Raw genomic sequence first — 21608 nt, 5'->3', positions numbered from 1 at the left:
GGTGAAACCAAAGATTTTCGCAAAAACCCGGTTTCTGATTCCCCCACTAAACCAGATTACTAATATTCAACTCGCCGAGGCGCTTCAAAATACTCAGCACACTGTACAAATCATTCCCCGGATTGAACATAGAAAACCAGCGCGAAAAAGCGTACTGCGGTGTTTCCCCTTTAACTAATTTGACAAACAAAAAACTAGAGCCATTCATTAACAATCCGTAAGTAGGTCGATCGCCCTTAAGATTAGCTAACATATAAGCTAGTAATTGCGGAATCCCTACCTCCAAAGAAAACGCAGCCTTCTTGGACTCGATCACCACTACCCAAAACTCCTGAAACAAAGCCAAAACATCCAACTGTCCTCTCACAATCACTCCCTCGTCTTCGTCAAGGATTTCTAGAGACTTTTCGGAAGTAACGTGAAAAGGAGCAAGATAAAAGTCAGCTAAATCCCACAGCGGAGACAGCACTACCATTTTGACTGTATTTTCTAGCATTGGTGGACGAGCAAGCAAATTCCTGTAACTTGCTTTCACTCTGTCTAATCGCTGTTTTTCAGGATCGCTGATTTCTGGTAAATCATCTTGCCACTCGCGAAAGAATTGGTCATCCTCAATCAACTCTATTTTGAATTGGGTTTCCAAGTCGTTCAGCGCGACATTTCTAGATTGAATTGTTTGTACCATAAATTTAACTAATTTATTGAAATTTGCCTCATAATTGATGATAGCAATAATTGCTAAATTTCTGTTAATTGCGTTTACTAGGGCATAGGGCACTAGGGCACTTAAGGTCACACCCGCAGTCCGGCAGGGGTTGAAACCCCTGCCTCAAAGCTAAAGTCCTCTCAAAGAGGACTGAAGAACTCATTAGTCCTCTTTGAGAGGACTTGCGCTATGAGACAGGGAATTCATTCCCTGTCGGACTTTCGGGCTAAGCCGACACCTCCAAGCCCCGCCACATTCCTACAGATTGTTCCCAAAAAATGTAACGAGTTGTAAAGTATAATGAAAACGAAGCGAACACAGAGGCCAAGTAGTATCAAATGCGAGTTGCGATCGCCGGAGCAGGCTTAGCAGGACTTTCCTGCGCTAAATATCTTACCGACGCGGGCCACACCCCCATCCTCCTAGAAAGTCGGGACGTACTCGGCGGCAAAGTAGCCGCCTGGAAAGATGCAGACGGCGACTGGTACGAAACCGGCCTCCACATCTTCTTCGGTGCATACCCGAATATGCTCCAACTATTCAAAGAACTTGACATCGAAGACCGGCTGCAATGGAAAGAGCACTCGATGATTTTCAATCAGCCGGAAACCCCCGGAACCTATTCCCGCTTTGACTTTCCCGACCTTCCGGCTCCCTTCAACGGCGTCGCAGCCATCCTGAGCAACAACGATATGCTCACTTGGCCCGAAAAAATCCGCTTCGGTATAGGTTTGATTCCGGCGATGCTTCAGGGTCAAAACTATGTCGAAGCAATGGACAAATACTCGTTTTCCGACTGGCTGAAAAAGCAAAACGTCCCCCCCAGAGTCGAAAAAGAAGTATTCATCGCCATGTCCAAGGCGCTCAACTTCATCGACCCCCACGAAATATCCGCAACCATACTGCTGACAGCCCTCAACCGCTTCCTGCAAGAGAAAAACGGCTCGAAAATGGCTTTTTTAGACGGTTCCCCCACAGAAAGGTTGTGTCAGCCGATGGTAGACTACATAACTGAGCGCGGTGGTGAAGTCCGGCTGAATGCACCCATCGGGGAGTTTTTGCTCAACGATGACAACACGGTGCGGGGCTTCCACATTCGGGGAGTAAAAGGGGCAGAGTCAGAAATTCTGACCGCCGATATTTACGTTTCCGCGATGCCGGTTGACCCGCTGAAGTTGATGATGCCGAAACCTTGGGGCGAAATGGATTATTTCAAACAGCTCGAAGGTTTGGAGGGAGTACCCGTCATTAATGTACACTTGTGGTTCGATCGCAAGCTAACTGAAATCGACCATTTGCTGTTCTCGCGATCGCCCTTGCTGAGCGTCTACGCCGACATGAGCAACACCTGCCGCGAATATGCCAACCCAGACAAATCAATGCTGGAACTGGTTTTAGCACCGGCCAAAGACTGGATCGGCAAATCTGACGAAGATATCGTCGCAGCCACAATGGTCGAGTTAGAAAAACTCTTTCCCGATCAAATCCCAGAACCAGCCAAACTGCTCAAATATCACGTAGTCAAAACCCCACGTTCCGTCTACAAAGCCACTCCCGGACGCCAGCAGTGCCGTCCCACACAAACAACTCCCATTAGCAATTTCTATCTAACGGGGGATTATACAATGCAGCGTTATCTTGCGAGTATGGAAGGTGCCGTGCTTTCTGGTAAGCTGACAGCGCAGGCTATTTCAACGGCCAATAACCAATGAAAAATTAAGAATTTTTCATAAAGACGTAAAAAATCTCCCGTTTTCTAAACGGGGGAAAATCAGTTCTAATCTTTAAATTTCTTATTCTCGGATGCTGCAACTGTCAAAACTCCAGTGCATGAGAACTCTGGCCTCTGTGGATGACTCTTACGAACTGTGCCGCCAAGTCACGGCGAGTTATGCCAAAAATTTTTATTTAGGCACTCAACTCATGCCCGAAGCCAAGCGTCGGGCGATTTGGGCGATTTACGTCTGGTGCCGCCGCACCGACGAACTCGTAGACGGGCCGGGTTCTGATGCAACGACCCCTGAAACCCTCAATCTGTGGGAAAAACGCCTAGAATCTGTGTTTGCGGGCCATCCTCACGACGACTACGACGTAGCTTTAGTGGATACGCTGTCTCGTTTCCCGATCGACATTGGGCCGTTTCGAGAGATGATTGCGGGCCAGCAAATGGACTTGTACCGCAGCCGCTACGAAACTTTTGAAGAGCTCAATCTTTACTGTTATCGAGTAGCGGGTACTGTCGGGCTGATGTCGATGTCTGTCATGGGTGTAGGCGAATCGAACTCCGCTGCTAACTGGAATTGGCACTGGGGGAATAGAATTCCCAAAGAAGAAGCCATCTCCCTCGGTATTGCCAAGCAGTTGACTAATATTCTGCGCGATGTCGGAGAAGACGCCCGCCGCGGCCGCATTTACATTCCCTTAGAAGACTTAGCCTTGTTTAACTACACCGAAGAAGATTTATTCAACGGTGTGATTGACAACCGCTGGCGGGAATTGATGCGGTTTCAAATTCAGCGAGCTCGCAAATTATACGCCAGCGCCGAACCGGGAATTAAAGTGCTCAGTCCCGATATTCGCTGGACTGTTTGGGCTGCTACAATGCTCTACAGCAGAATCTTAAATGCGATCGAACGCAATCAATATGATGTGTTTCAGAAGCGGGCTTATGTTAGCAATTATCAGAAACTGCGGTGTCTCCCCGCTGCTTGGATGAAGTCAAAAGTGCTTTAGCCGCAGGCAATTTTGCTTTTATCTTAGTCCGCGTAGGCGGACTTTGTTTGTATAGCCCCGAATTATATTCGGCGGATTCAAATTTTGTTTTCAATTGTTTGTTTTCAATTGGGCGATCGAACTTTCCAACAATTGCTTTTCCTGCTGGAGTTTTGCTTCTAAGTTTTGAATTTGTTCCCGGCGGGCTTCAACTTCAATCAAGCGGCGAGACAATTCTTGACTCTGCAAAGTGAGAGATTGCCTCCAATCTTCTGCTTTCTGGGCTTCTTGCTGCAAAAAATCGGGAGTAAAACCTGTTGTTAAATATTTTTCTACTAATTGTAATACCCAGTTTGTAGCTGCTTGAATATGCAAAACCTGGCTATTTTCGTCAACATTTGCTAATACTAAAATCCCTTCATTTAAAACATTAGTTGCAGAGTTAATTGGATTTTGAGCCAAATCTTTCGGTAATGTCAAGAAACTTTCTTCACTAAGAATAGCCCAAGTATCATCAGAATTTTGGCAAGCCAGCAATTGCAGGGCGGGTTCGCCTAAAATTTCCTTCTTTTGTACTTGGGCTAAATATAACATGAGGGTAATTAGTAATTGGTAATTGGTGATTAATTGCCCGTGTTAGCACAATTGGTTCTATTATTGAAACCAAATTTGTAGGGGCGGGTTCGCCAACCATTTATGGTAAACATCAATAATACTATAAACCCGCCCCCGCCCACCAACAATAAAAATGTACGATGAATTTAGAGGTAAAATTGTGATGTAAATAATGGCTGAGGAGAGGGCGGGTTTACGAGATTGTTTGTGTATTTCATAGATGGCTGGTTAACCCGCCCCTACGGGATTTTGGGATGTTTTTATACAGCGATCGCCCAGCATAATAAAAATGATAATCTCCTCAGAAACCGGGTTTCTTTCAATATTTTTCGTTACTCAACCGAAAAATTCGTAGAAACCCGGTTTCTCACCCCACCCGCGACTAATGACTGCTGACTAATGACTAATGACTCCTTAAAACACCTTTAGCCGATCGCGCAAAATCTCCGCTTGTTTTTCGGCTTCCGCCAAAGCATCCCTCGCGCCCTGAACCACATCAGGAGTAGCCTTATCCACAAACTTCTGATTAGTCAAACGCGCCGCAGTATGCTTAATTTCAGCTTCCACCTTGCTCAACTTCTTCTCTAACTTAGCACGCAAAGCCGCCAAATCAACCACCCCAGCCAGAGGAATCAATACTTGCACAGTACCGACCACCCCAGCAATTGTCTGTCCCAAATCTGCATCCAAACTAGCAGTTACGGTCAGATTTTCGACTTTTGCCAAATCCTGAATGTAAACGCCTCCATCTGAGATTATTTGGCGTTCTTTCTCGCTTTCGCTTTGCAAAATCGCCGTCACCTTCACACTGGGTTTGATATCCGAATCTGCCCGCAAATTGCGAATAGTGCGAATAGTACCGAACAACAACTCAAACTGCTGTTCCAAATCAGCATCAATTAGCGAGATATCCGCTTCAGGATAAGCTTGCAAAGCCAAACATCGATCGTCACCTGTTTGAGTCAGAGTGTGCCAAATTTCCTCAGTAATGTGTGGCATGAAAGGATGCAGCAGTTTCAGAATCCCTTCCAACACAAAAGCAAAAGTTTGCTGGGCCACTTTCTTAGAATTTGGTTCAGCATCCTGTTGCAAGCGAGACTTGACTAACTCAATATACCAGTCACAGAAATCGCCCCAAATAAACTCATAAAGTCCCTTCGCCGCTTCCCCCAAACCGTAAGTTTCCAAACAATTGCGGCTTTGCTGCACAACTTGATGGTAGCGAGAAAGAATCCAGCGATCGCACAATTCCAACCCTTCTTCTTTCCCCCCCTTGGTAAGGGAATCTTCTTCTCTCCCCCCCTTAGTAAGGGGGGGTTGGGGGGGGTAAGGAATTCCCAACTGCTGCGGCGTCTGTCCCTCCAAATTCATCATCACAAACCGGGCCGCATTCCACAACTTATTCGTGAAGTTCCGCGAAGCTTCAACCGATTTCGATTCATCAGTTTTGCGATCGTACTCCATGCGAATATTTTGACCGGCCCCTACCACTTCCTTAACCAAAGTGTAGCGCAAAGCATCAGTACCGTACTTACCAATCAACAGCAGCGGATCGATACCGTTATTTTTACTCTTAGACATTTTCTGACCGTTTTCATCCAACACCAAACCGTGAATGTAAACAGTATCAAAAGGCATCTTTCCAGTAAAATGTCCGGCCATCATCGTCATTCTAGCAACCCAGAAAAAGATGATATCAAAACCAGTCACCAAAGTAGTTGTGGGATAGTAAAACTCCAAATCTTTAGTTTCGTCCGGCCATCCCAAAGTTGAGAAAGGCCACAACCCAGACGAAAACCAAGTATCCAATACGTCTGGATCTCTTGCTAGCTGCACGTCATTACCAAATTTAGTCGTAGCTTTTTCCCTAGCTTCAGCTTCAGTTTTTGCCACCACAAACGGCGTTGTATCAGTAATTTCGCCCTGAGTTTCGCTAACAGCATACCAAGCCGGGATTTGGTGTCCCCACCACAATTGTCGGGAGATACACCAATCCTTCAGCTTCACCAACCAATCCCGATAAACCTTTGTCCATCTGTCAGGAACAAAGACTGGTGAGTTACTTTGATCTAATGCTTCTAAAGCACGTTGAGAAAGAGGCTCGATCTTCACAAACCATTGCGTAGATAGCAAAGGTTCGACCGGAACTTTGCCGCGTTCGCTGTAGGGAACTGTATGCTTATAATCTTCTATTTTAACCAAAACCCCGTCATGTTCTAACCGCTGCACCACATTTTTCCGGGCAACAAAGCGGTCTTGTCCCTGGAACTCTCCGGCATTTTCATTTAAAGTGCCGTCCTTATTCATAATGTTAATAAACGGCAAATTGTGACGCTTACCCATCTCGAAGTCATTCGGATCGTGGGCGGGTGTCACCTTGACACAACCTGTTCCGAAAGTCGGATCGACAAACTCATCAGCAATGATTGGGATTTCGCGATTCACGATCGGCAAAGTCACAGTTTTACCGATAAGATGTTTGTAGCGATCGTCCTGTGGATTTACCGCCACCGCAGTATCGCCCAACATCGTTTCCGGCCGAGTCGTCGCCACCTCCAAATAACCAGAACCGTCCGTCAAAGGATAGCGGAAATGCCACAAATGCCCGTCAACTTCCTGCTGATCAACCTCCAAATCCGACACAGCAGACTGACTCGCCGGACACCAATTCACCAGGTAATTGCCGCGATAAATCAGCCCCTCATCGTACAGGCGGACAAATGCTTCTAAAACCGCAGCGGATAAGCCTTCATCCATCGTAAAGCGTTCACGCGACCAATCGACAGACACGCCCAAACTGCGTAATTGATTAGTAATAGTATTGCCCGATTCAGCTTTCCACTCCCAGGCCCGTTCCAAGAATTTTTCTCTGCCTAAATCGTGGCGAGTTTTGCCTTCTGCTTTGAGTTGCTTTTCGAGAATAGTTTGAACGGCGATGCTAGCATGATCCGTTCCCGGCAACCACAGGGTATTGCGTCCAGTCATGCGGTGATAGCGGACGAGGACATCAATCAGCGTCTCTTCAAAAGCGTGTCCCATGTGGAGACTGCCGGTGACGTTGGGCGGCGGGATGACGACGCAGTAAGGTTCGCCGCCTTTTTCGGGGTCAGCTTTGAAGGTTTGGTTGTCTTCCCAGTATTTTTGCCACTTGGCTTCGGTGGCTTGGGGGTCGTATTGGGGTGGTAGGTTTGCGGTCATGGTGGCTTCGGAGTTTGATCTTATTTATGATTGTGCCATAGAAGGGAGGAGAAGAGTTTTGAACCGCATCCGTGTCAGAGGCAGAGGGAAGAGCGATATTCAAGGCGGGGAGTGTCAAGTTAAAATGAAGGTAAAATTAAAAGGTTTGATGGCATTATGAATGTAGCAGCACTTCGACATCAAATCGATCGATGGCTCGATCGACTTTCTCCAGAACATCTGGCATTAGTTGCGAGTTTTATAGAGTTTCTAAGCCAAAAGCAACGTCAGGGGGTAATCATTTCGCAAAATAATCTGCCAGAGGTTTTCTCAGCAGAAATCCAAGAGATGCCTCCTGCTAATTCTTTTAGTATTCCAGAACCCTCAGAAATTGACGGAGAGGGCCAATCTAAAGCAGCGCTGCTACAAGATTTTCGGCAAGCTTGGCACGAAGCCATGACTGGGCAAACCATTTCGGTTGCTCAAATGTGGGAAGGAATTGAAAATGACTGACTTGCCCTTAATTCAAGTTATAGTTTCACCAACCTTCAATCGCAATTTACGCACTCTGGCAAAAAAATACCGCAGCATTCGCAATGATATTCAACCCATTATCGAACAACTCACACGGGGAGAACTGCCAGGAGATCGACTTGCTGGAGTGGGTTATGCAGTCTTCAAATTGAGAGTCCGAAATAGCGACACTCAAAAAGGTAAAAGTGGTGGATACCGTTTAATTTACTACGTTCAAACAGCAACGGGAATCATTTTGCTGACCCTTTACACCAAATCCGAACAAGTCGATATTGCAGCAGAGGATATTCAGAACATTATTACAGAATACGAGCAGCAGCAGAGCGAAGATCGAGAGGATATCTAAGAGTTGGGGAATCTTGCGCCGTCGAATATGAGGTTTCGACATTTTCAGTGGAAAAATCCTTTTAATATCTTATTTGACAGAAATCCCTAATCCCAAACCCGCATTCTATCGGAGAAAGCCACGATTTTGCAGAGAAATCGGTTTTCTTTTTGCCTTAGTCCTACTGGTAAAACAAATTGAAATAATTAAGAATCGCAATGAATAACATTTGTTAAACTCCAGGAATTGCGTTTTTTGTTCTCAAACTCAAACAAAAGTTTATAGTTTGTAGGCGGGTTTAACATCGTATAGCAACACAGGCGACTGCTATCTGTCGATTATTTCACCTCCTTATAATCCACCCCATAACTCGTATCTCTCCCCGACAAATACGTCGTTTTCCCAGTTAAAGTCTCCAGAGTTTTTTTCGTTTCAGCCGAAGTAATCGAATTCAGCGGCACGCCGAACTTGCTAGCCAAACCAGCGGCGACGCCCACACCTTGTCCTTGATAAATATTCACCGTCGCAATTCGCCCGACGGATACAGCCATACCGACATAACCGGACGATCGCCCGACAATGGCTAAATTCTTGACTTTGCTAGCCAAAGCGCTTTCTATCCCGAAATTATAGACTGGTAGCGGCGGAATTCTCGCAGATAAATTCTTGACTCCGCCCCGCATATCGAAATCGTAGGAAAAACTGCCGATCGACTTTTCGGGTACTGTTCCCCCTTTGATAATCTCCTGCCCCGTTAACGGATCTACCACATCGCGAACGTTCAAAGTTTGCCTGATATAAATCTCGTCCGGAAGAAATACTCTCACATCTTTACCAGACTTCTTTTGTAGCCAGTATTGGAGAAATGACATTTCTCTAATCATTTCAGGAGTCGGTTTTCTGCCGTTAGCTTCCATCTCCATTATTTTGTCAACTTGGTATTTAAACAGAAACCCGTTCCAGGACAGCACATTTTTGTTATAAACGCAGACATTGCCTTTATCAAAAAAGAATCCTTTATTTTGGCTAAAGGGCAGATTTCTGTCTATGTGATACGCTGCTCCTATAGCTACGCTTCTGATGTCGTAACCGTCTGTATATGGCTGATAAATCGTGCTCCAGAAATTCCTCATCCAGAATTTTGTACTAGCCGGATCTTTAGATTTTGTAATGCTTTCTTTAATCTTTTTTACCAAAGGCCGATCGTATAGAATTTCATCTTCTATACTGCGGAATTCGGACATCGTTATCCCTGTAATTCTCGGAACTACAGAGACAGCTAAAGTTTCATTTTTGGATTTTATATTTTGAGATTGATATCCTGTATAATAAGATAATCCTGCTTTTCTTGCCAATTCAGCGTCTTGAGTTACGTCAATAAAAGAGTGGGCTTTAATTGTTAAATTTCTGCCTGTTACTTCGGCATATTCGAGTTTTTTATCTACGACGTGGGGAGTAAGAGTTGAGTTGGAAATAACTTTGACTCCTGCAGCGGAAAGCATCTGTTTGAGAGCTCGATCTGCCTTTTTTGGATCTAAGCAAGATTCGGGCGCATCGGCTTTATCTAAGAATTCCTTAAAACATTGGGCGTAGGGTTGGCGATACCAACCGGGGATTTTATCTACATCGATGTAAGCTAAACCGCCGCGGGTGAGTAACCCGCCCAAAGGAGCACTTCCGTAGTTCGATCGCACGATCGCAACTTTGCCCTTTGCGCCTAAAGTTTTCTTAGCCCATATCGCCGCACATATCCCCGGTACTTCATCACCATATACTACTACATCAAACTTTTGCTCCGGTGATTTTTTGGGAGGTACCGGAGGGGGGCTGCTGGGTTTTTGCTGCTGAGTTCCAGCGTCTAAGGTGGCACTTGCTGGGTCTCTATTTGCGATAAAATTCTTTATTTCTCTGAAAGCCGGATAATTAAGTAAAAGTTCTAGGGCGGCAAAGATGATTGCAATTGAAGCTAATTTCTTGAAAGTAGAGAGCATTCAGTTGACTCGTTTATAAATTTGCATTACCTGAAAGCGCAGTTCAGGGTTTACGGAGTTGAATATAGCACGTTTAGATAGTTTCGACACAAGTTTAACTTTTCCGGGAACAGTTGTTAGCGGTTTTGCCAGTGTTACTGGTTTGGGAGGGCTATTGATGTGGGTAAGGATGGTGGGTGCGATCGTACTTTATGACTCCCGACTTTCCCAGCCGCTTGTAATGTGATACTAAGACGGAAGTAAGGGCGAGATAGCCACCCCAATCATTGACTCAGTGGTAAATTTAGATCAAACTGAGGTATTGCGGTAACTTGAGGAGGTAGAAAAAAGTGACAGAAGAAACACAGGTGACGATTGAAGAGATTGACGAAACATCCCCCCATTTAGAAACTGTTATAGCCCTAGGTGATGCCAATAAAAAAACTCTGGGTTTTTTTACAGAAGGTGCTTTTCGCAAAAGTGCAAGAGATCGGGTGATACTTATAGCACTCAATTCTCAAAAAAATTGCATTGGCTATCTGCTTTACCGACCAGTGCGTCGCAGCAACATTATTGTTATCGTTCATCTCTGCGTCGATCCTGCATATCGCGGTCGGGGTGTTACTAAACAGCTAGTCAATTCCCTCAGCCAAAAAAGTCAGAATTTTTATGGAATTCAACTCAAATGCCGTCGCGATTATGGAATAGACAGAATGTGGGAAACACTGGGTTTTATTCCTCTCAACGATCGACCTGGAAGAAGTAAGGAGGGTAAACTGCTTACTGTTTGGTGGTTGGATCACGGTCATCCAACTATATTTTCTCAAGCTGCTGCACAACAACTTGAGTCTAAAATTTGTGCTGTTATTGATACAAGTATTTTCTTAGAATTACACGGTAATGAAGATATTGAAAGCACGGAATCCGACTCTCTACTTGCTGACTGGTTACAAGATTATTTGGAATTGTGTATTACCGATGAGATTTTTAAGGCAATAAACGCGATCTCTGAGGTCGCTCTAAGAAAGCGTAAACGCCTGTTAGGGGAGAGTTTTACTAAAATCCACTGCGATCGGCAGACACTTGAAACAAAATTTAACTCTCTAAAACGTCTAATTCCCAGTATCAATCTCGATGAAATAAACGACTCCTTAGTTCGTCAATTAGCACAAGCTATTGCTGCTGATTACTTAATTTTCTTAACTCGCGAACCCAAAATATTAGCTTTAGCAGATGCCGTCTATGAAAACTTTAGTTTAGCAATTATGACTCCTACAGATTTAATTGTTAAACTGGATGATGTTCGCAGAGATACTCAATATCAACCGGTACGGTTTGTCGGCATACAGAATCTCACCATTCAACTAATTGATAGCAAATTTGATAAATTACTGTTAACCAACTGTTTTTATGCGGTTGATAGGGCAGAAAAAATAGCCGATTTTCAGAGAAATCTGCGCCAGATAATTGCCAACCCAGATAAATTTAAGTGTCATGTCGTTTTAGATGGTGAAAATCAACCCCTTGCTTTAATTGCCTATTGTCAATATAAAAATCACGAATTAGAAGTTACAATGCTCCGAGTTAAACGCGGTGCTCTAGCAGCGGCACTTTCACGGTACTTACTTTTCCACTCCATATCAGTTTCAGTAAAAGAAAACAGGCAATTTACGAGACTTACTGACCAGTATTTCGATGAAATTGTTATACAAGCTATTCAAGAAGATGCTTTTGTTCGAGTTAATGATGGGTATTTAAAGGCAAATCCGCCTGTAGCAGAAACAGCAGCAGATATGTCTCAAAAACTGGCAAGCCTAGCCCAAATAGGGCAAGAATATAATTTTTGCATGAAAATTGCAGAGACGCTTAACACTCCCGAATTAATTCAAGATATAGGAACGATGGCAGAGCTAGAACGTCGCCTTTGGCCTGCTAAGATTATTGATGCTGACCTGCCTACTTTCATGATTCCCATTCAACCCAGATGGGCCAAAGACTTATTCGATGAAGAGTTAGCTAAGCAGTACATTTTTGGCTCTCAAATTGAGCTAGCGCTAAAACGGGAACTTGTATATTATAGAAGCAAGTGGGCTAATGGTGGCCTCAGACCGGGTGTTATTGGTAGAATTTTATGGTACGTCAGCTCCAATTCCTCATTTACTCTGGGGACAAAAGAGGTTAAAGCTTGCTCTAGACTAGAGGAAGTTATCATAGACAAGCCGGAAAAACTCTATCGACAATTTCGCAGCTTAGGAGTATACGAATTAAAAGATTTAATGACAATAGCCAAAGACGAACCAAAGGCAGATATCATGGCGATAAGATTCAGCCACACTGAGCTTTTCCCTAACCCATTGACATTAAAGAGAATTCAGGGAATACTGGGTAATAAGATAACGGTTCAAAGCGTATTTAGGCTTCCAGAAACTAAATTCGGAATCATTTACAAAGAAGGAACCGCGACCTAGAAAGAGGATAATCACAAATGTCAAATATCTTATTATTATCTATTCGTCCCGAGTACGCAAATAAAATATTCGATCGTACAAAAACAGTTGAACTGCGTCGGGTTCGCCCTCGACTTTTGAATGAAGGAGATCGAGTGGTAGTCTATGTTTCATCTCCCGAAAAAGCTGTAGTTGGTTCTTTCAAGGTGGATAATATTGTTGAAAAACCCGTCACAGAGCTTTGGGAGGAAGTTGAAAAAATAGCAGGAATTAGCCATGAAGATTTTTATGATTATTACCAAGGTGTAAAACTAGGTATAGGTATCTTTTTAAAAGATATTCATAGGTTTAGTCAGCCAGTAGAGTTACATCGTTTAAGAAACAAGTTACCTAACCTTAAACCGCCACAGAGTTTTCGATACCTGACAGCTAATCAGTTTAACATTGTCACTTCATTAGGAGAACGTTAGACAGGAAGTGTTGCTGAAAAATATTAATTAATCGAGAGTTTTTGAGAATAGCATGGAAGCGGAAAAAAGGGCTGAGTTTGTCAAATTATTTCAAGAATTTGTCAATTCATATCCATACACTCCCGATGGATTGCGTCACATAGCCGCTTACAAGGAGCAGCGTCAGCAGGGGCGTCGAAATTTTGAAGAGATCGCTGCTGCTGCTGAGTCTGGAGAAGATGTGACTGAATCTATAATGTTGAAACTTCTACCTTACGAAGACTCTCCTACTAATCGACAAAGGGGAGCCTGGATTCATATTAATCCGTGCATAATAAAAGGGTTATTATGGAATTCCAAATCGTATAAAAAATTGTCATTAATAGCGCCAGTAAGAATGGCCGAATTAATTTTTTATTTAGTCTGCTGTTGTAACGACGATCCGAGTCAGCTATATTCGGCCTGTAGAGAGTTTTCAGAAGAAATGCGCGTTTCCTTGTTCGGCGAGATAGGGATGCTAACGCCTATCCTCAATGCTCTCCGTCCCGATGACTTTCTCGCGATTAATGACAAGTCAATACAGGTTATTAACTATTTCGCCAATACTTCGTACAGCAAACAGCTAATAGACTACTCCTATGCTAACTTAACCGGACACAAGCTGATCAAAGAATTAACTAAAGAAATGCAGCAGACTGGCGTTCCATCTATCCGAGAGGACGATGTATTTGATATGTTCTGCCACTGGCTGATAGAAATAAAAAAATATGACTTTCCTAGTAACGAAGTGCCATTATTAGATGAGGCAATTGTGTTTGAATACGCTGTAGAAGAAGTACAGTTGCAACCGGAATATCTTTTGAACCAATGTGCCGAAGAAACTGGCTTTGACGAAACAGAACTAAAGCGCTGCATACGCGCCATCCACCGCAAGAAACAAGCTATCCTGCAAGGCCCGCCCGGAACCGGAAAAACCTTCATAGCGGAAAAACTAGCCAAACATTTAATCGGTGGCGGTGACGGCTTTTCAGACACGATCCAATTTCATCCAGCTTATACTTATGAAGACTTTATTCAAGGCATCCGACCGCAGAGTCAAAATGGCCAATTAACCTATCCGATAGTTCCCGGTAGATTCCTAGAATTTTGCACAAAAGCTGAGTCTCGTCGAGGCACTTGCATTATCATTATTGATGAAATTAACCGTGCAAATTTATCTCAGGTATTTGGAGAGTTGATGTATTTGCTTGATGACCGCGATCGCACCGTTAAATTAGCCAGTGGCGAAGAATTGAGAATCCCTACCAATGTCCGTATCATCGGCACAATGAACACAGCAGACCGTTCTATAGCCTTAGTCGATAACGCACTCCGCCGCCGCTTCGCATTCATTCCCGTTTATCCCAATTATGAAGTCCTGCGACAGTATCACCACAGAGAGGAAACAGGTTTTCCAGTTGATAAATTAACTAGCATTCTAGAAGATGTCAATCGCGCAATTAACAACAAACACTATGAACTAGGCATCTCCTTCTTTTTGACAAAAACCTTAGCTGAAGATATCCAAGATATTTGGCAAATGGAAATTGAGCCATACCTCGAAGAATACTTCTTTGATAATCAGGCAAAAATGGATGAGTTTCTCTGGGTTAAAATCAAATCTCAATTCAGCAATTGATAATCTAACGCTACCATTATTACCACAAACACGGCGTTACAGCATCTATGAAACGAGAATCACCCCAAATCATCGAACTCACAGAATATCAATCAGCAACCTTTGATCGAAATTCAATCCCCGAATTAGTAGGAGAGAAAATATACCAGAATTATGCCAAGGAAATAGATATAGAATTTCCCAACCCTAAAACTAAATATAAATGGCAATTAAAATCTAAAGGCAGAGTTGGCAACATTCCCATCACTCCAGAATTTCACATTGCCATCCGCCCCAAGGTTCCCATAAACAACCTTTTCGGAATGATTGACTATGCCTACAACCTTAAGATAAAATTTCCCCAAGGCTCGATTCAGTGCCAATCTTTACAAGAAAGTTACGAGAGATTAGCTAACATTCTTGCCCAAAAAATTCTCGAACGCTGTCGCAAAGGATTATATCGCGATTACTTATCCAAAACCGAAAGACTCGCCTACATTCGCGGCCGCGTCGATTTGCGGTCAGCCCTGCAAAAACCTTGGGATGTTAAACTAAAATGCCACTATAACGAACAAACAGGCGACATCGAAGACAATCAAATACTCGCTTGGACACTTTTCATCATTGGCCGCAGCGGTTTGTGCCGTGAATCTGTTTCATCCACTGTGCGAAAAGCCTTTCACGCACTCCAAGGATTTGTTACATTAAAACCGTTTAAATCAGAAGCTTGTATTGATAGAAATTATCACCGTTTGAATCAAGATTATCAACTTTTACACGCCTTATGTCGATTCTTTTTAGATAACACAGGGCCCAGTCACGAAACAGGCGATCGCGAAATGCTCCCTTTTCTCATAGACATGGCCAATTTATATGAACAATTTGTCGCTGAATGGCTCAAAGCAAATACATCAAAAGGCTTTTTTGTCAAACAACAACACCGAGTCACCCACGACCAAAACTATTTCGATCGCATTGACTTACTCCTAGGCCATAGTGAAACAAAAAAAGTCCAATACGTCCTCGATACAAAATACAAAGCTGCCGAGAAAGTAGCCAATAATGACATTCATCAAATAGTTGCTTACGCAAATGCGTTAAAGTGCCAAAATGCAATTCTCGTCTACCCGCAAAACCTCAAACAACCACTAGATATAAAAAATGACGATATTCGAGTTCGCAGTCTAACTTTTTCCCTAGATAGCGACCTGAATGAAGCCGGAAAAACCTTCTTAAAATCTCTACTTTCAAACACCCTGCCCTAACTCCAATACGGTTCAGTTAAAAGTGTTTATTCCTCGGAGATCCCCCTAAATCCCCCTTAAGAAGGGGGACTTTGAGTAAGTTCTTGTCCCCCCCTTCTTAAGGGGGGCTAGGGGGGATCGGGCTTAACTGAACTGTATTGCCCCTAACTCTACTCTGCGCCCTCTGCGCCCTCTGCGGTTCATTTCTCCACAAAAAAAGAGGCGCAATTGCGCCTCCCAAATCTTTCATGTCTGCGTTCTAAACACTCATAGCCACTTTCGCTTCTTTTGCAGTCAACTTCTCGTAAGTCGCCCGCATCTTCAATCCGACTAACACTTGGAACAAACCAGTTCCATTGTTGGAACCAGGATATTCGCGGTGCTGGAGTAACAGGTGAGTTAACTCGCCTTCATACTTCGCAGAAGTCTTGCTCAAATGGCTTTCGATGTAAATAACTTCTTCGAGATTCTCGAATTGACCATCTACTTCCAAAATCGAGACTTCGTGACCGTAGAAAGCATCGGGCCCGTAGTACATCTTAATTCCGGGATAGGAACAAGTCAGCTTGCGGCCGCAAGGAACCCAGTTAATTGTTGAACCTTCGTCAAACAAATACGCAGGCTCAAAATTGGCGATGCCTTCGCGCTGGATCATCTGCACACGCAGAACTTTCCGCTCTTTGTCATCTTTGATCAAGTTGGTCGGCAACACTTGAATTACCACATCAGCATATTGCTTTTGCGGGTCGATGTAGGCGGTAAAATCCGGTTTGCGAGCATTGATCGCAAACAGCACGTCTTCGTAACGGTGGCCCCGTTCCGCCATGTCGCGCTGGATTTTCCAAGCAATTTTTACCTCGTCGCTGATGTCGAGGTAGACGCTGAAGTCGAGGAGCGATCGAACTCGCTCGTCGTACAGCGGATGCAGCCCCTCAATCACAATCACGTGATTCGGCTCTACCCGCTCAGGAGGATCGAGCAGACCGGTTTCGTGGTTGTAAATCGGCTTGTCGATCGCCCGACCTTCTTTGAGAGCCTTCATTTGCTCAGCCATCAGGTCAAAATTGTTCGCTCTGGGGTCAAGGGCTGTAATCCCTGTTTCCTTGCGCTGCTTGCGATCGAGACAATGATAGTCGTCGAGGCAGATTACAGTAACGAAATCTTCCCCGAACAAATCTGTCAATCGGCGTAAAAAAGTAGATTTTCCGCATCCGGAATCTCCGGCAACGCCAATTAAAACCACGCGATCCGGCTTACTTGTCATAGTTTCCCTCTAACAAAATCACTGTTTACTAACTAACTCAAGTCTAGATTCCACAAAATTTCAGCCCGCAGGTAGTGGCAAGCAGGCTTTGTGCTGCTGTGCTACCCCGAGACGATCGAGTTCTCACCAGCATACAGCAGTGAGTTGATTGCCTGCCCGGGAAGACCCAAGCAATCTTCAAGGCAAGTAATTAATAGCTTGTAAAAGTATAGTCATTTATGTATGACATGGGAGGCGTGAATCCCTCCCCTTTCTTTTTTACTTCGAGCGGATTGACCCGCCTGGGCTGAACTACGCAGCTCCCTATCCCATCGCACAAGGCATTTGGGATTGCTTGGGGCATAAGATCGTCATATCTATTAACACTAACTTTAGTAGTTGATCTTACCAGAATGCGATCGCCCACTACAAGCTCAACGTCGATAGATTTGAGATTTGAGATTTGAGATTTGAGATTGTAGAATTGACCCGTCAGTCAGCCTGGGAGTCATAAATCCAGGATCTTGTACCTGGCTGCTTTCGGTCAATAGGAGCTATTTGTTGCCCGATGCCACACTCCATCACCGGTCGGCAATCAAAACGACTTATCGGGGCAGATCCCCCGATCGGGTAAAATATTGGCAGTACGCAGACAACAATAGCTATAGGTCAACAGCCGAACGCAAAGCGGGCTCGGTGAGCGCGGCGTTCGGCTAGTAGGGATTGGATACGCGAGCGATCGCAACTTCAACACTCCCGCCGGCGTGGCGAGGCCCAAAAATTGGCGCGGCCAATTAGTCCCGAGGGCCTTAAGAAAAAAGTAAATTGAGTCTAACGTCACATTCTCTTTCTTTATAACTCTGTATCGTGAAGGAAAATCAACAAATGTACAGCCCAAGCTTATCTGGTGGAGCGGCAAACTCCGAATCAGGCAGCCGCATCTTTGTTTACGAAGTGGAGGGTATGCGTCAGAGCCAAGCAACTGACCAAATAAATAACCCGATTCGCCGTAGCGGCAGCGTATTTATCTCCGTGCCCTACGATCGCATGAATCAGGAAATGCGCCGGATTGCTCGCATGGGTGGAAGAATTGTCAGCATCCGCCCCTCAAACAGCGCTCCCGAAACAAATGGCAAAGTCGCACCAGAAGCAGGGCTACAGAGTCAGAAATCTGGAGAAGAAACTAAGCCCATGACTCAAGCCAAGGAAAAAGTTCAGGTTCCTGTTAACCTCTACAAACCGGCCAATCCCTATATTGGTAAGTGCATTTCTACAGAAGAATTAGTCAGAGAAGGCGGCGACGGCACAGTCCGCCACGTCACCTTCGACATTTCTGGAGGCAATTTGCACTATCTCGAAGGTCAAAGTATCGGGATTATTCCCGATGGCACGGATAAAAACGGCAAACCTCACAAAATTCGGCTTTACTCGATCGCCTCCACCCGTCACGGCGACCACCTCGACGACAAAACAGTCTCGCTGTGCGTGCGCCGCCTAGAGTACAAAAGCCCAGAAACCGGTGAACAAGTCTTTGGTGTTTGTTCGACTTTCCTCACCGGTTTGCAACCTGGGGATGATGTCAAAATCACCGGCCCCGTAGGCAAAGAAATGCTGTTGCCCGACGACGAGGAAGCCACCATTATTATGATGGGTACCGGTACGGGTATTGCTCCTTTCCGGGCTTACTTGTGGCGGATGTTTAAAGAAAACAATCCCGATTACAAATTCAGAGGTTTAGCTTGGTTGTTCTTTGGAGTTGCTTACACTCCCAACATTCTTTATAAGGAAGAGTTGGAACAATTGCAGCGCGAGTTCCCCGATAATTTCCGCTTGACTTATGCCATCAGCCGCGAGCAAAAGAATGTTGACGGCGGCAAGATGTACATTCAAAACCGGATTCAAGAGAACGCAGACCAATTGTGGGAATTGGTTCAAAAGCCGAATACTCACACTTATATCTGCGGTTTGAAGGGTATGGAAGGCGGAATTGATGAGGGAATGTCGGCCGCGGCTGGCAAGTACGGTGTTGACTGGGCTGCCTATCAGAAACAGTTGAAGAAAGACCACCGTTGGCACGTTGAAACTTATTAATGTGTTACCTGATTTAATCTGATTTGTAGGGTGGGCTTGGCTCGCCCTACAATTTTTGAAACAGTTTTGAGGCTGGAGGGGCTGGTTCACCCAATACAAGTGTAAAATATACAGTAAGCTCACCGAAAAAGGGAGATAACTGACATGGTTATAACTTCTACCCAAAAACTCACCTTTGAAGAATATCTGAACTATCAGGGAGAATCAGGTGTTTGTTATGAATTATATCGGGGCAATCTAATCGAAATGCCAACACCTACAGCAATACATATCAAAATTTGTGAATTTTTAGTTTATCAGTTCCGGCGCTTCTTTGCAGCACACAACCTACCGATAGTTGCAATTGTGACTACCGCAGTCCGAACTGAGGAAAACTCTTCTCGCATTCCTGATGTGGTGATTTGCACTCAGAGTCTGTGGGAACAAGTCTGCGCGCAACCTGGTTCCGCAGTGCTAGATTTTGAAGAAAAACCGCTGTTAGTTATCGAAGTTACCAGTCAAAATTGGCGGGACGACTACATTCGCAAACGGGCAGAATATGACTTAATTGATATCCCTGAATATTGGATTGTAGACGCCAATCAACCGAAAATACGAGTGTGTAGCCGTCCAGAAAATGAAGGCAGTTACTCTCACCAGGAATTTTTGCCTGGACAGCAAGTTCACTCTGTACAGTTCGCTGAATTTATTTTATCGGTTAATCAAGTGCTATGTCCGCCGCTAGTAGAAGATTTAATTCGAGAAGAAGAAGCACAGCGACAGCAGCTAGAACAGCAAAATCAGGAACTAGAACAGCAAAATCGGCAGCTAGAACAGCAAGTTAATGCAGAACGCCAGCGGGCCGAAAGATTGGCCCAGCGACTCCGAGAAATGGGAGTAGACATGGATTCAGAACTGTGAATTGTCATCTCAAATTAGATCCCCGACTTATTAAAGAAGTCGGGGATCTGGATATTGAGCTTACTTAAATGACAAATTGCTTGATTAGCATACAATGATTGTAGGTTAATTGAGTTTCTACGGGTCAAAGTCGTGGCTTTCAAAATTGGTTTGTTAGGTTTGGGTACAGTTGGCGCGGGAACAGCAGAGATTTTGCTCTCCCCAGATGGCCGCCATCCGCTGTTGCAGGAATTGGAAATCTATCGGGTGGGAGTGCGCGATATTTCTCGAACTCGGTCTTTACAATTGCCAGAAAATGTGCTGACAACTGACCTAGAAGCGATCGCAACTGACCCTGAAATTGATATTGTAGTAGAACTGATTGGCGGATTGGAACCGGCGCGATCGCTCATTCTGCAAGCTATTGCCAGCGGCAAGCACGTCGTCACTGCCAACAAAGCAGTTATCGCCCGCTACGGTAATGAAATCTTCGAGGCCGCCAACAATAAAGGCGTTTACGTAATGCTAGAAGCTGCTGTCGGCGGCGGCATTCCAGTCATTCAAACCCTCAAACAATCTTTAGGTGCAAACCGCATTCAAACTGTCACCGGCATTGTCAACGGCACAACTAATTACATCCTGACGCGGATGCAAACAGAAGGCGCAGACTTTGCTGAAGTGCTCGCCGACGCTCAGCAATTAGGTTATGCTGAAGCTGACCCCACAGCAGATGTAGATGGATTAGATGCGGCCGATAAAATTGCTATTTTAGCCTCGCTAGCTTTTGGCGGACGCATCAAATTAGCAGATGTTCATTGCGAAGGTATCAGAAAAGTTAGTGCGGCTGATATTGACTACGCCGACAAGCTGGGATTTGTGATTAAATTGTTGGCTATTGCTCAAGAAACCTCCCGCTACAATGGCAAGCAAGCTGAGGCAGAAAGCGAACTGCTGTCAATTCGAGTGCATCCTAGTTTTGTGCCGAAAACTCATCCGCTGGCTAGTGTCAACGGGGTTTACAATGCAATTTTAGTCGAAGGAGAGCCGATCGGGCAATTGATGCTGTACGGGCGCGGCGCCGGTGCGGGCCCAACAGCTAGCGCCGTAGTATCAGACATCATGAATGTCGCGGCTATCCTGAAAACCGAAACTGTTCCGATTCCCCATCCTTTGCTGAGTTGCAGTCACCAACACTACTGCAAAATTGCTCCGATGCAGGAACTTGTTACTCGCTTTTACGCCCGTTTTCTGACGCGCGATACTCCGGGGGTAATTGGCAAACTCGGCACTTGTTTCGGCAACCACAAAGTTAGTTTGGAATCAGTTGTGCAGACGGGAATTCACGGCGATTTAGCAGAAATAGTCGTTGTGACTCACGATGTTAGGGAAGGGAATTTTCAACAAGCACTCGATGAAATTCGCGCGATGGAAGCAGTCGATAGTGTTGCTAGCACGTTGCGAGTTTTGTAAAAGTGATTTGATAGGGGCGGGTTTTACCTACACTATTTGCCAATAATTGACAATCTATAAAACCCGCCCTCGCCCAACGATAAATCCGA

At 44.7% G+C, this 21608-nt stretch carries 17 protein-coding genes; 12 read left to right on the top strand and 5 right to left on the bottom strand.

Annotated features, from left to right (window positions below):
• Window positions 1-46: 46 nt before the first annotated feature.
• Window positions 47-796, bottom strand: a complete 750-nt coding sequence (locus tag QT990_RS00625) for a restriction endonuclease subunit R (RefSeq protein WP_333300169.1) — start codon at window positions 794-796, stop codon at window positions 47-49.
• A gap of 248 nt (window positions 797-1044) precedes the next feature.
• On the opposite strand from QT990_RS00625, the gene pds reads away from it, so the two are divergent.
• Together pds and crtB are read left to right on the top strand one after the other, a co-directional pair.
• Window positions 1045-2418 (top strand): 15-cis-phytoene desaturase, encoded by a 1374-nt coding sequence (gene pds, locus QT990_RS00620; protein WP_333464784.1) that lies wholly within the window; start codon window positions 1045-1047, stop codon window positions 2416-2418.
• A gap of 91 nt (window positions 2419-2509) precedes the next feature.
• Window positions 2510-3439, top strand: a complete 930-nt coding sequence (crtB, locus tag QT990_RS00615; protein WP_333464783.1) for a 15-cis-phytoene synthase CrtB — start codon at window positions 2510-2512, stop codon at window positions 3437-3439.
• A gap of 90 nt (window positions 3440-3529) precedes the next feature.
• Here the strand turns inward: crtB and QT990_RS00610 are convergent, their stop codons facing one another.
• Window positions 3530-4012, bottom strand: coding sequence for a hypothetical protein (locus tag QT990_RS00610; protein ID WP_333464782.1), 483 nt, complete (start codon window positions 4010-4012; stop codon window positions 3530-3532).
• Between the two features lie 435 nt (window positions 4013-4447).
• On the bottom strand, window positions 4448-7231 hold the full coding sequence (locus QT990_RS00605) for a valine--tRNA ligase (RefSeq protein WP_333464781.1): 2784 nt from the start codon (window positions 7229-7231) through the stop codon (window positions 4448-4450).
• Between the two features lie 156 nt (window positions 7232-7387).
• On the opposite strand from QT990_RS00605, the gene QT990_RS00600 reads away from it, so the two are divergent.
• Both QT990_RS00600 and QT990_RS00595 read left to right on the top strand, forming a co-directional pair.
• Window positions 7388-7723, top strand: a complete 336-nt coding sequence (locus tag QT990_RS00600; RefSeq protein WP_333025783.1) for a hypothetical protein — start codon at window positions 7388-7390, stop codon at window positions 7721-7723.
• Window positions 7716-8090, top strand: a complete 375-nt coding sequence (locus QT990_RS00595; protein WP_333464780.1) for a type II toxin-antitoxin system RelE/ParE family toxin — start codon at window positions 7716-7718, stop codon at window positions 8088-8090. The genes QT990_RS00600 and QT990_RS00595 overlap by 8 nt, the downstream gene beginning before the upstream one ends.
• 317 nt (window positions 8091-8407) lie before the next feature.
• Here QT990_RS00595 and QT990_RS00590 read toward each other — a convergent pair whose 3' ends face one another.
• A complete protein-coding gene (locus QT990_RS00590; RefSeq protein ID WP_333138333.1) occupies window positions 8408-10060 on the bottom strand; it encodes an FAD-dependent oxidoreductase in 1653 nt (550 codons plus the stop codon).
• Window positions 10061-10118: 58 nt separating this feature from the next.
• On the opposite strand from QT990_RS00590, the gene QT990_RS00585 reads away from it, so the two are divergent.
• From QT990_RS00585 to QT990_RS00565, 5 genes are all read left to right on the top strand, one after another.
• Window positions 10119-10286: a hypothetical protein gene (locus QT990_RS00585; RefSeq protein ID WP_333138335.1), complete on the top strand. Its 168-nt coding sequence runs from the start codon at window positions 10119-10121 to the stop codon at window positions 10284-10286.
• Between the two features lie 103 nt (window positions 10287-10389).
• Complete coding sequence (locus QT990_RS00580; protein WP_333138337.1) at window positions 10390-12507, top strand: GNAT family N-acetyltransferase; 2118 nt, start codon at window positions 10390-10392, stop codon at window positions 12505-12507.
• Between the two features lie 17 nt (window positions 12508-12524).
• Window positions 12525-12956, top strand: a complete 432-nt coding sequence (locus QT990_RS00575; protein WP_333138339.1) for an ASCH domain-containing protein — start codon at window positions 12525-12527, stop codon at window positions 12954-12956.
• A gap of 52 nt (window positions 12957-13008) precedes the next feature.
• Complete coding sequence (locus QT990_RS00570; protein ID WP_333410124.1) at window positions 13009-14613, top strand: AAA family ATPase; 1605 nt, start codon at window positions 13009-13011, stop codon at window positions 14611-14613.
• A 47-nt stretch (window positions 14614-14660) separates the two neighbouring features.
• The gene (locus QT990_RS00565) at window positions 14661-15857 is read left to right on the top strand and encodes a 5-methylcytosine restriction system specificity protein McrC (RefSeq protein ID WP_333410123.1); all 1197 of its coding nucleotides are present in this window, start codon (window positions 14661-14663) and stop codon (window positions 15855-15857) included.
• Window positions 15858-16095: 238 nt separating this feature from the next.
• Here QT990_RS00565 and QT990_RS00560 read toward each other — a convergent pair whose 3' ends face one another.
• Window positions 16096-17100, bottom strand: a complete 1005-nt coding sequence (locus QT990_RS00560) for a phosphoribulokinase (RefSeq protein WP_333241886.1) — start codon at window positions 17098-17100, stop codon at window positions 16096-16098.
• A gap of 864 nt (window positions 17101-17964) precedes the next feature.
• Here QT990_RS00560 and petH point away from each other — a divergent pair.
• The 3 genes from petH (at window position 17965) to QT990_RS00545 (ending at window position 21519) form a co-directional block, all read left to right on the top strand.
• Window positions 17965-19170, top strand: coding sequence for a ferredoxin--NADP reductase (gene petH, locus QT990_RS00555; protein ID WP_333138347.1), 1206 nt, complete (start codon window positions 17965-17967; stop codon window positions 19168-19170).
• 144 nt (window positions 19171-19314) lie between these two features.
• A complete protein-coding gene (locus tag QT990_RS00550) occupies window positions 19315-20070 on the top strand; it encodes a Uma2 family endonuclease (RefSeq protein ID WP_333138349.1) in 756 nt (251 codons plus the stop codon).
• Between the two features lie 132 nt (window positions 20071-20202).
• Window positions 20203-21519: a homoserine dehydrogenase gene (locus QT990_RS00545; protein ID WP_333464779.1), complete on the top strand. Its 1317-nt coding sequence runs from the start codon at window positions 20203-20205 to the stop codon at window positions 21517-21519.
• Window positions 21520-21608: the final 89 nt, after the last annotated feature.

Source organism: Microcoleus sp. T3_B1 (assembly GCF_036700445.1).
In the GTDB taxonomy this organism is placed as follows: domain Bacteria; phylum Cyanobacteriota; class Cyanobacteriia; order Cyanobacteriales; family Microcoleaceae; genus Microcoleus.
Note: the sequence above shows the minus strand (reverse complement) of the source record. Positions and strands in the feature narration are given on the sequence as shown.

Excerpts from the sequence above, each read along its gene's own strand:
- QT990_RS00560 (WP_333241886.1), bottom strand. The coding sequence starts at position 17,100 with ATGACAAGTAAGCCGGATCGCGTGGTTTTAATTGGCGTTGCCGGAGAT.
- QT990_RS00565 (WP_333410123.1), top strand. The coding sequence starts at position 14,661 with ATGAAACGAGAATCACCCCAAATCATCGAACTCACAGAATATCAATCA.
- QT990_RS00600 (WP_333025783.1), top strand. The coding sequence starts at position 7,388 with ATGAATGTAGCAGCACTTCGACATCAAATCGATCGATGGCTCGATCGA.
- QT990_RS00590 (WP_333138333.1), bottom strand. The coding sequence starts at position 10,060 with ATGCTCTCTACTTTCAAGAAATTAGCTTCAATTGCAATCATCTTTGCC.
- QT990_RS00575 (WP_333138339.1), top strand. The coding sequence starts at position 12,525 with ATGTCAAATATCTTATTATTATCTATTCGTCCCGAGTACGCAAATAAA.
- QT990_RS00550 (WP_333138349.1), top strand. The coding sequence starts at position 19,315 with ATGGTTATAACTTCTACCCAAAAACTCACCTTTGAAGAATATCTGAAC.
- pds (WP_333464784.1), top strand. The coding sequence starts at position 1,045 with ATGCGAGTTGCGATCGCCGGAGCAGGCTTAGCAGGACTTTCCTGCGCT.
- crtB (WP_333464783.1), top strand. The coding sequence starts at position 2,510 with ATGCTGCAACTGTCAAAACTCCAGTGCATGAGAACTCTGGCCTCTGTG.
- QT990_RS00570 (WP_333410124.1), top strand. The coding sequence starts at position 13,009 with ATGGAAGCGGAAAAAAGGGCTGAGTTTGTCAAATTATTTCAAGAATTT.
- QT990_RS00595 (WP_333464780.1), top strand. The coding sequence starts at position 7,716 with ATGACTGACTTGCCCTTAATTCAAGTTATAGTTTCACCAACCTTCAAT.
- petH (WP_333138347.1), top strand. The coding sequence starts at position 17,965 with ATGTACAGCCCAAGCTTATCTGGTGGAGCGGCAAACTCCGAATCAGGC.
- QT990_RS00605 (WP_333464781.1), bottom strand. The coding sequence starts at position 7,231 with ATGACCGCAAACCTACCACCCCAATACGACCCCCAAGCCACCGAAGCC.
- QT990_RS00610 (WP_333464782.1), bottom strand. The coding sequence starts at position 4,012 with ATGTTATATTTAGCCCAAGTACAAAAGAAGGAAATTTTAGGCGAACCC.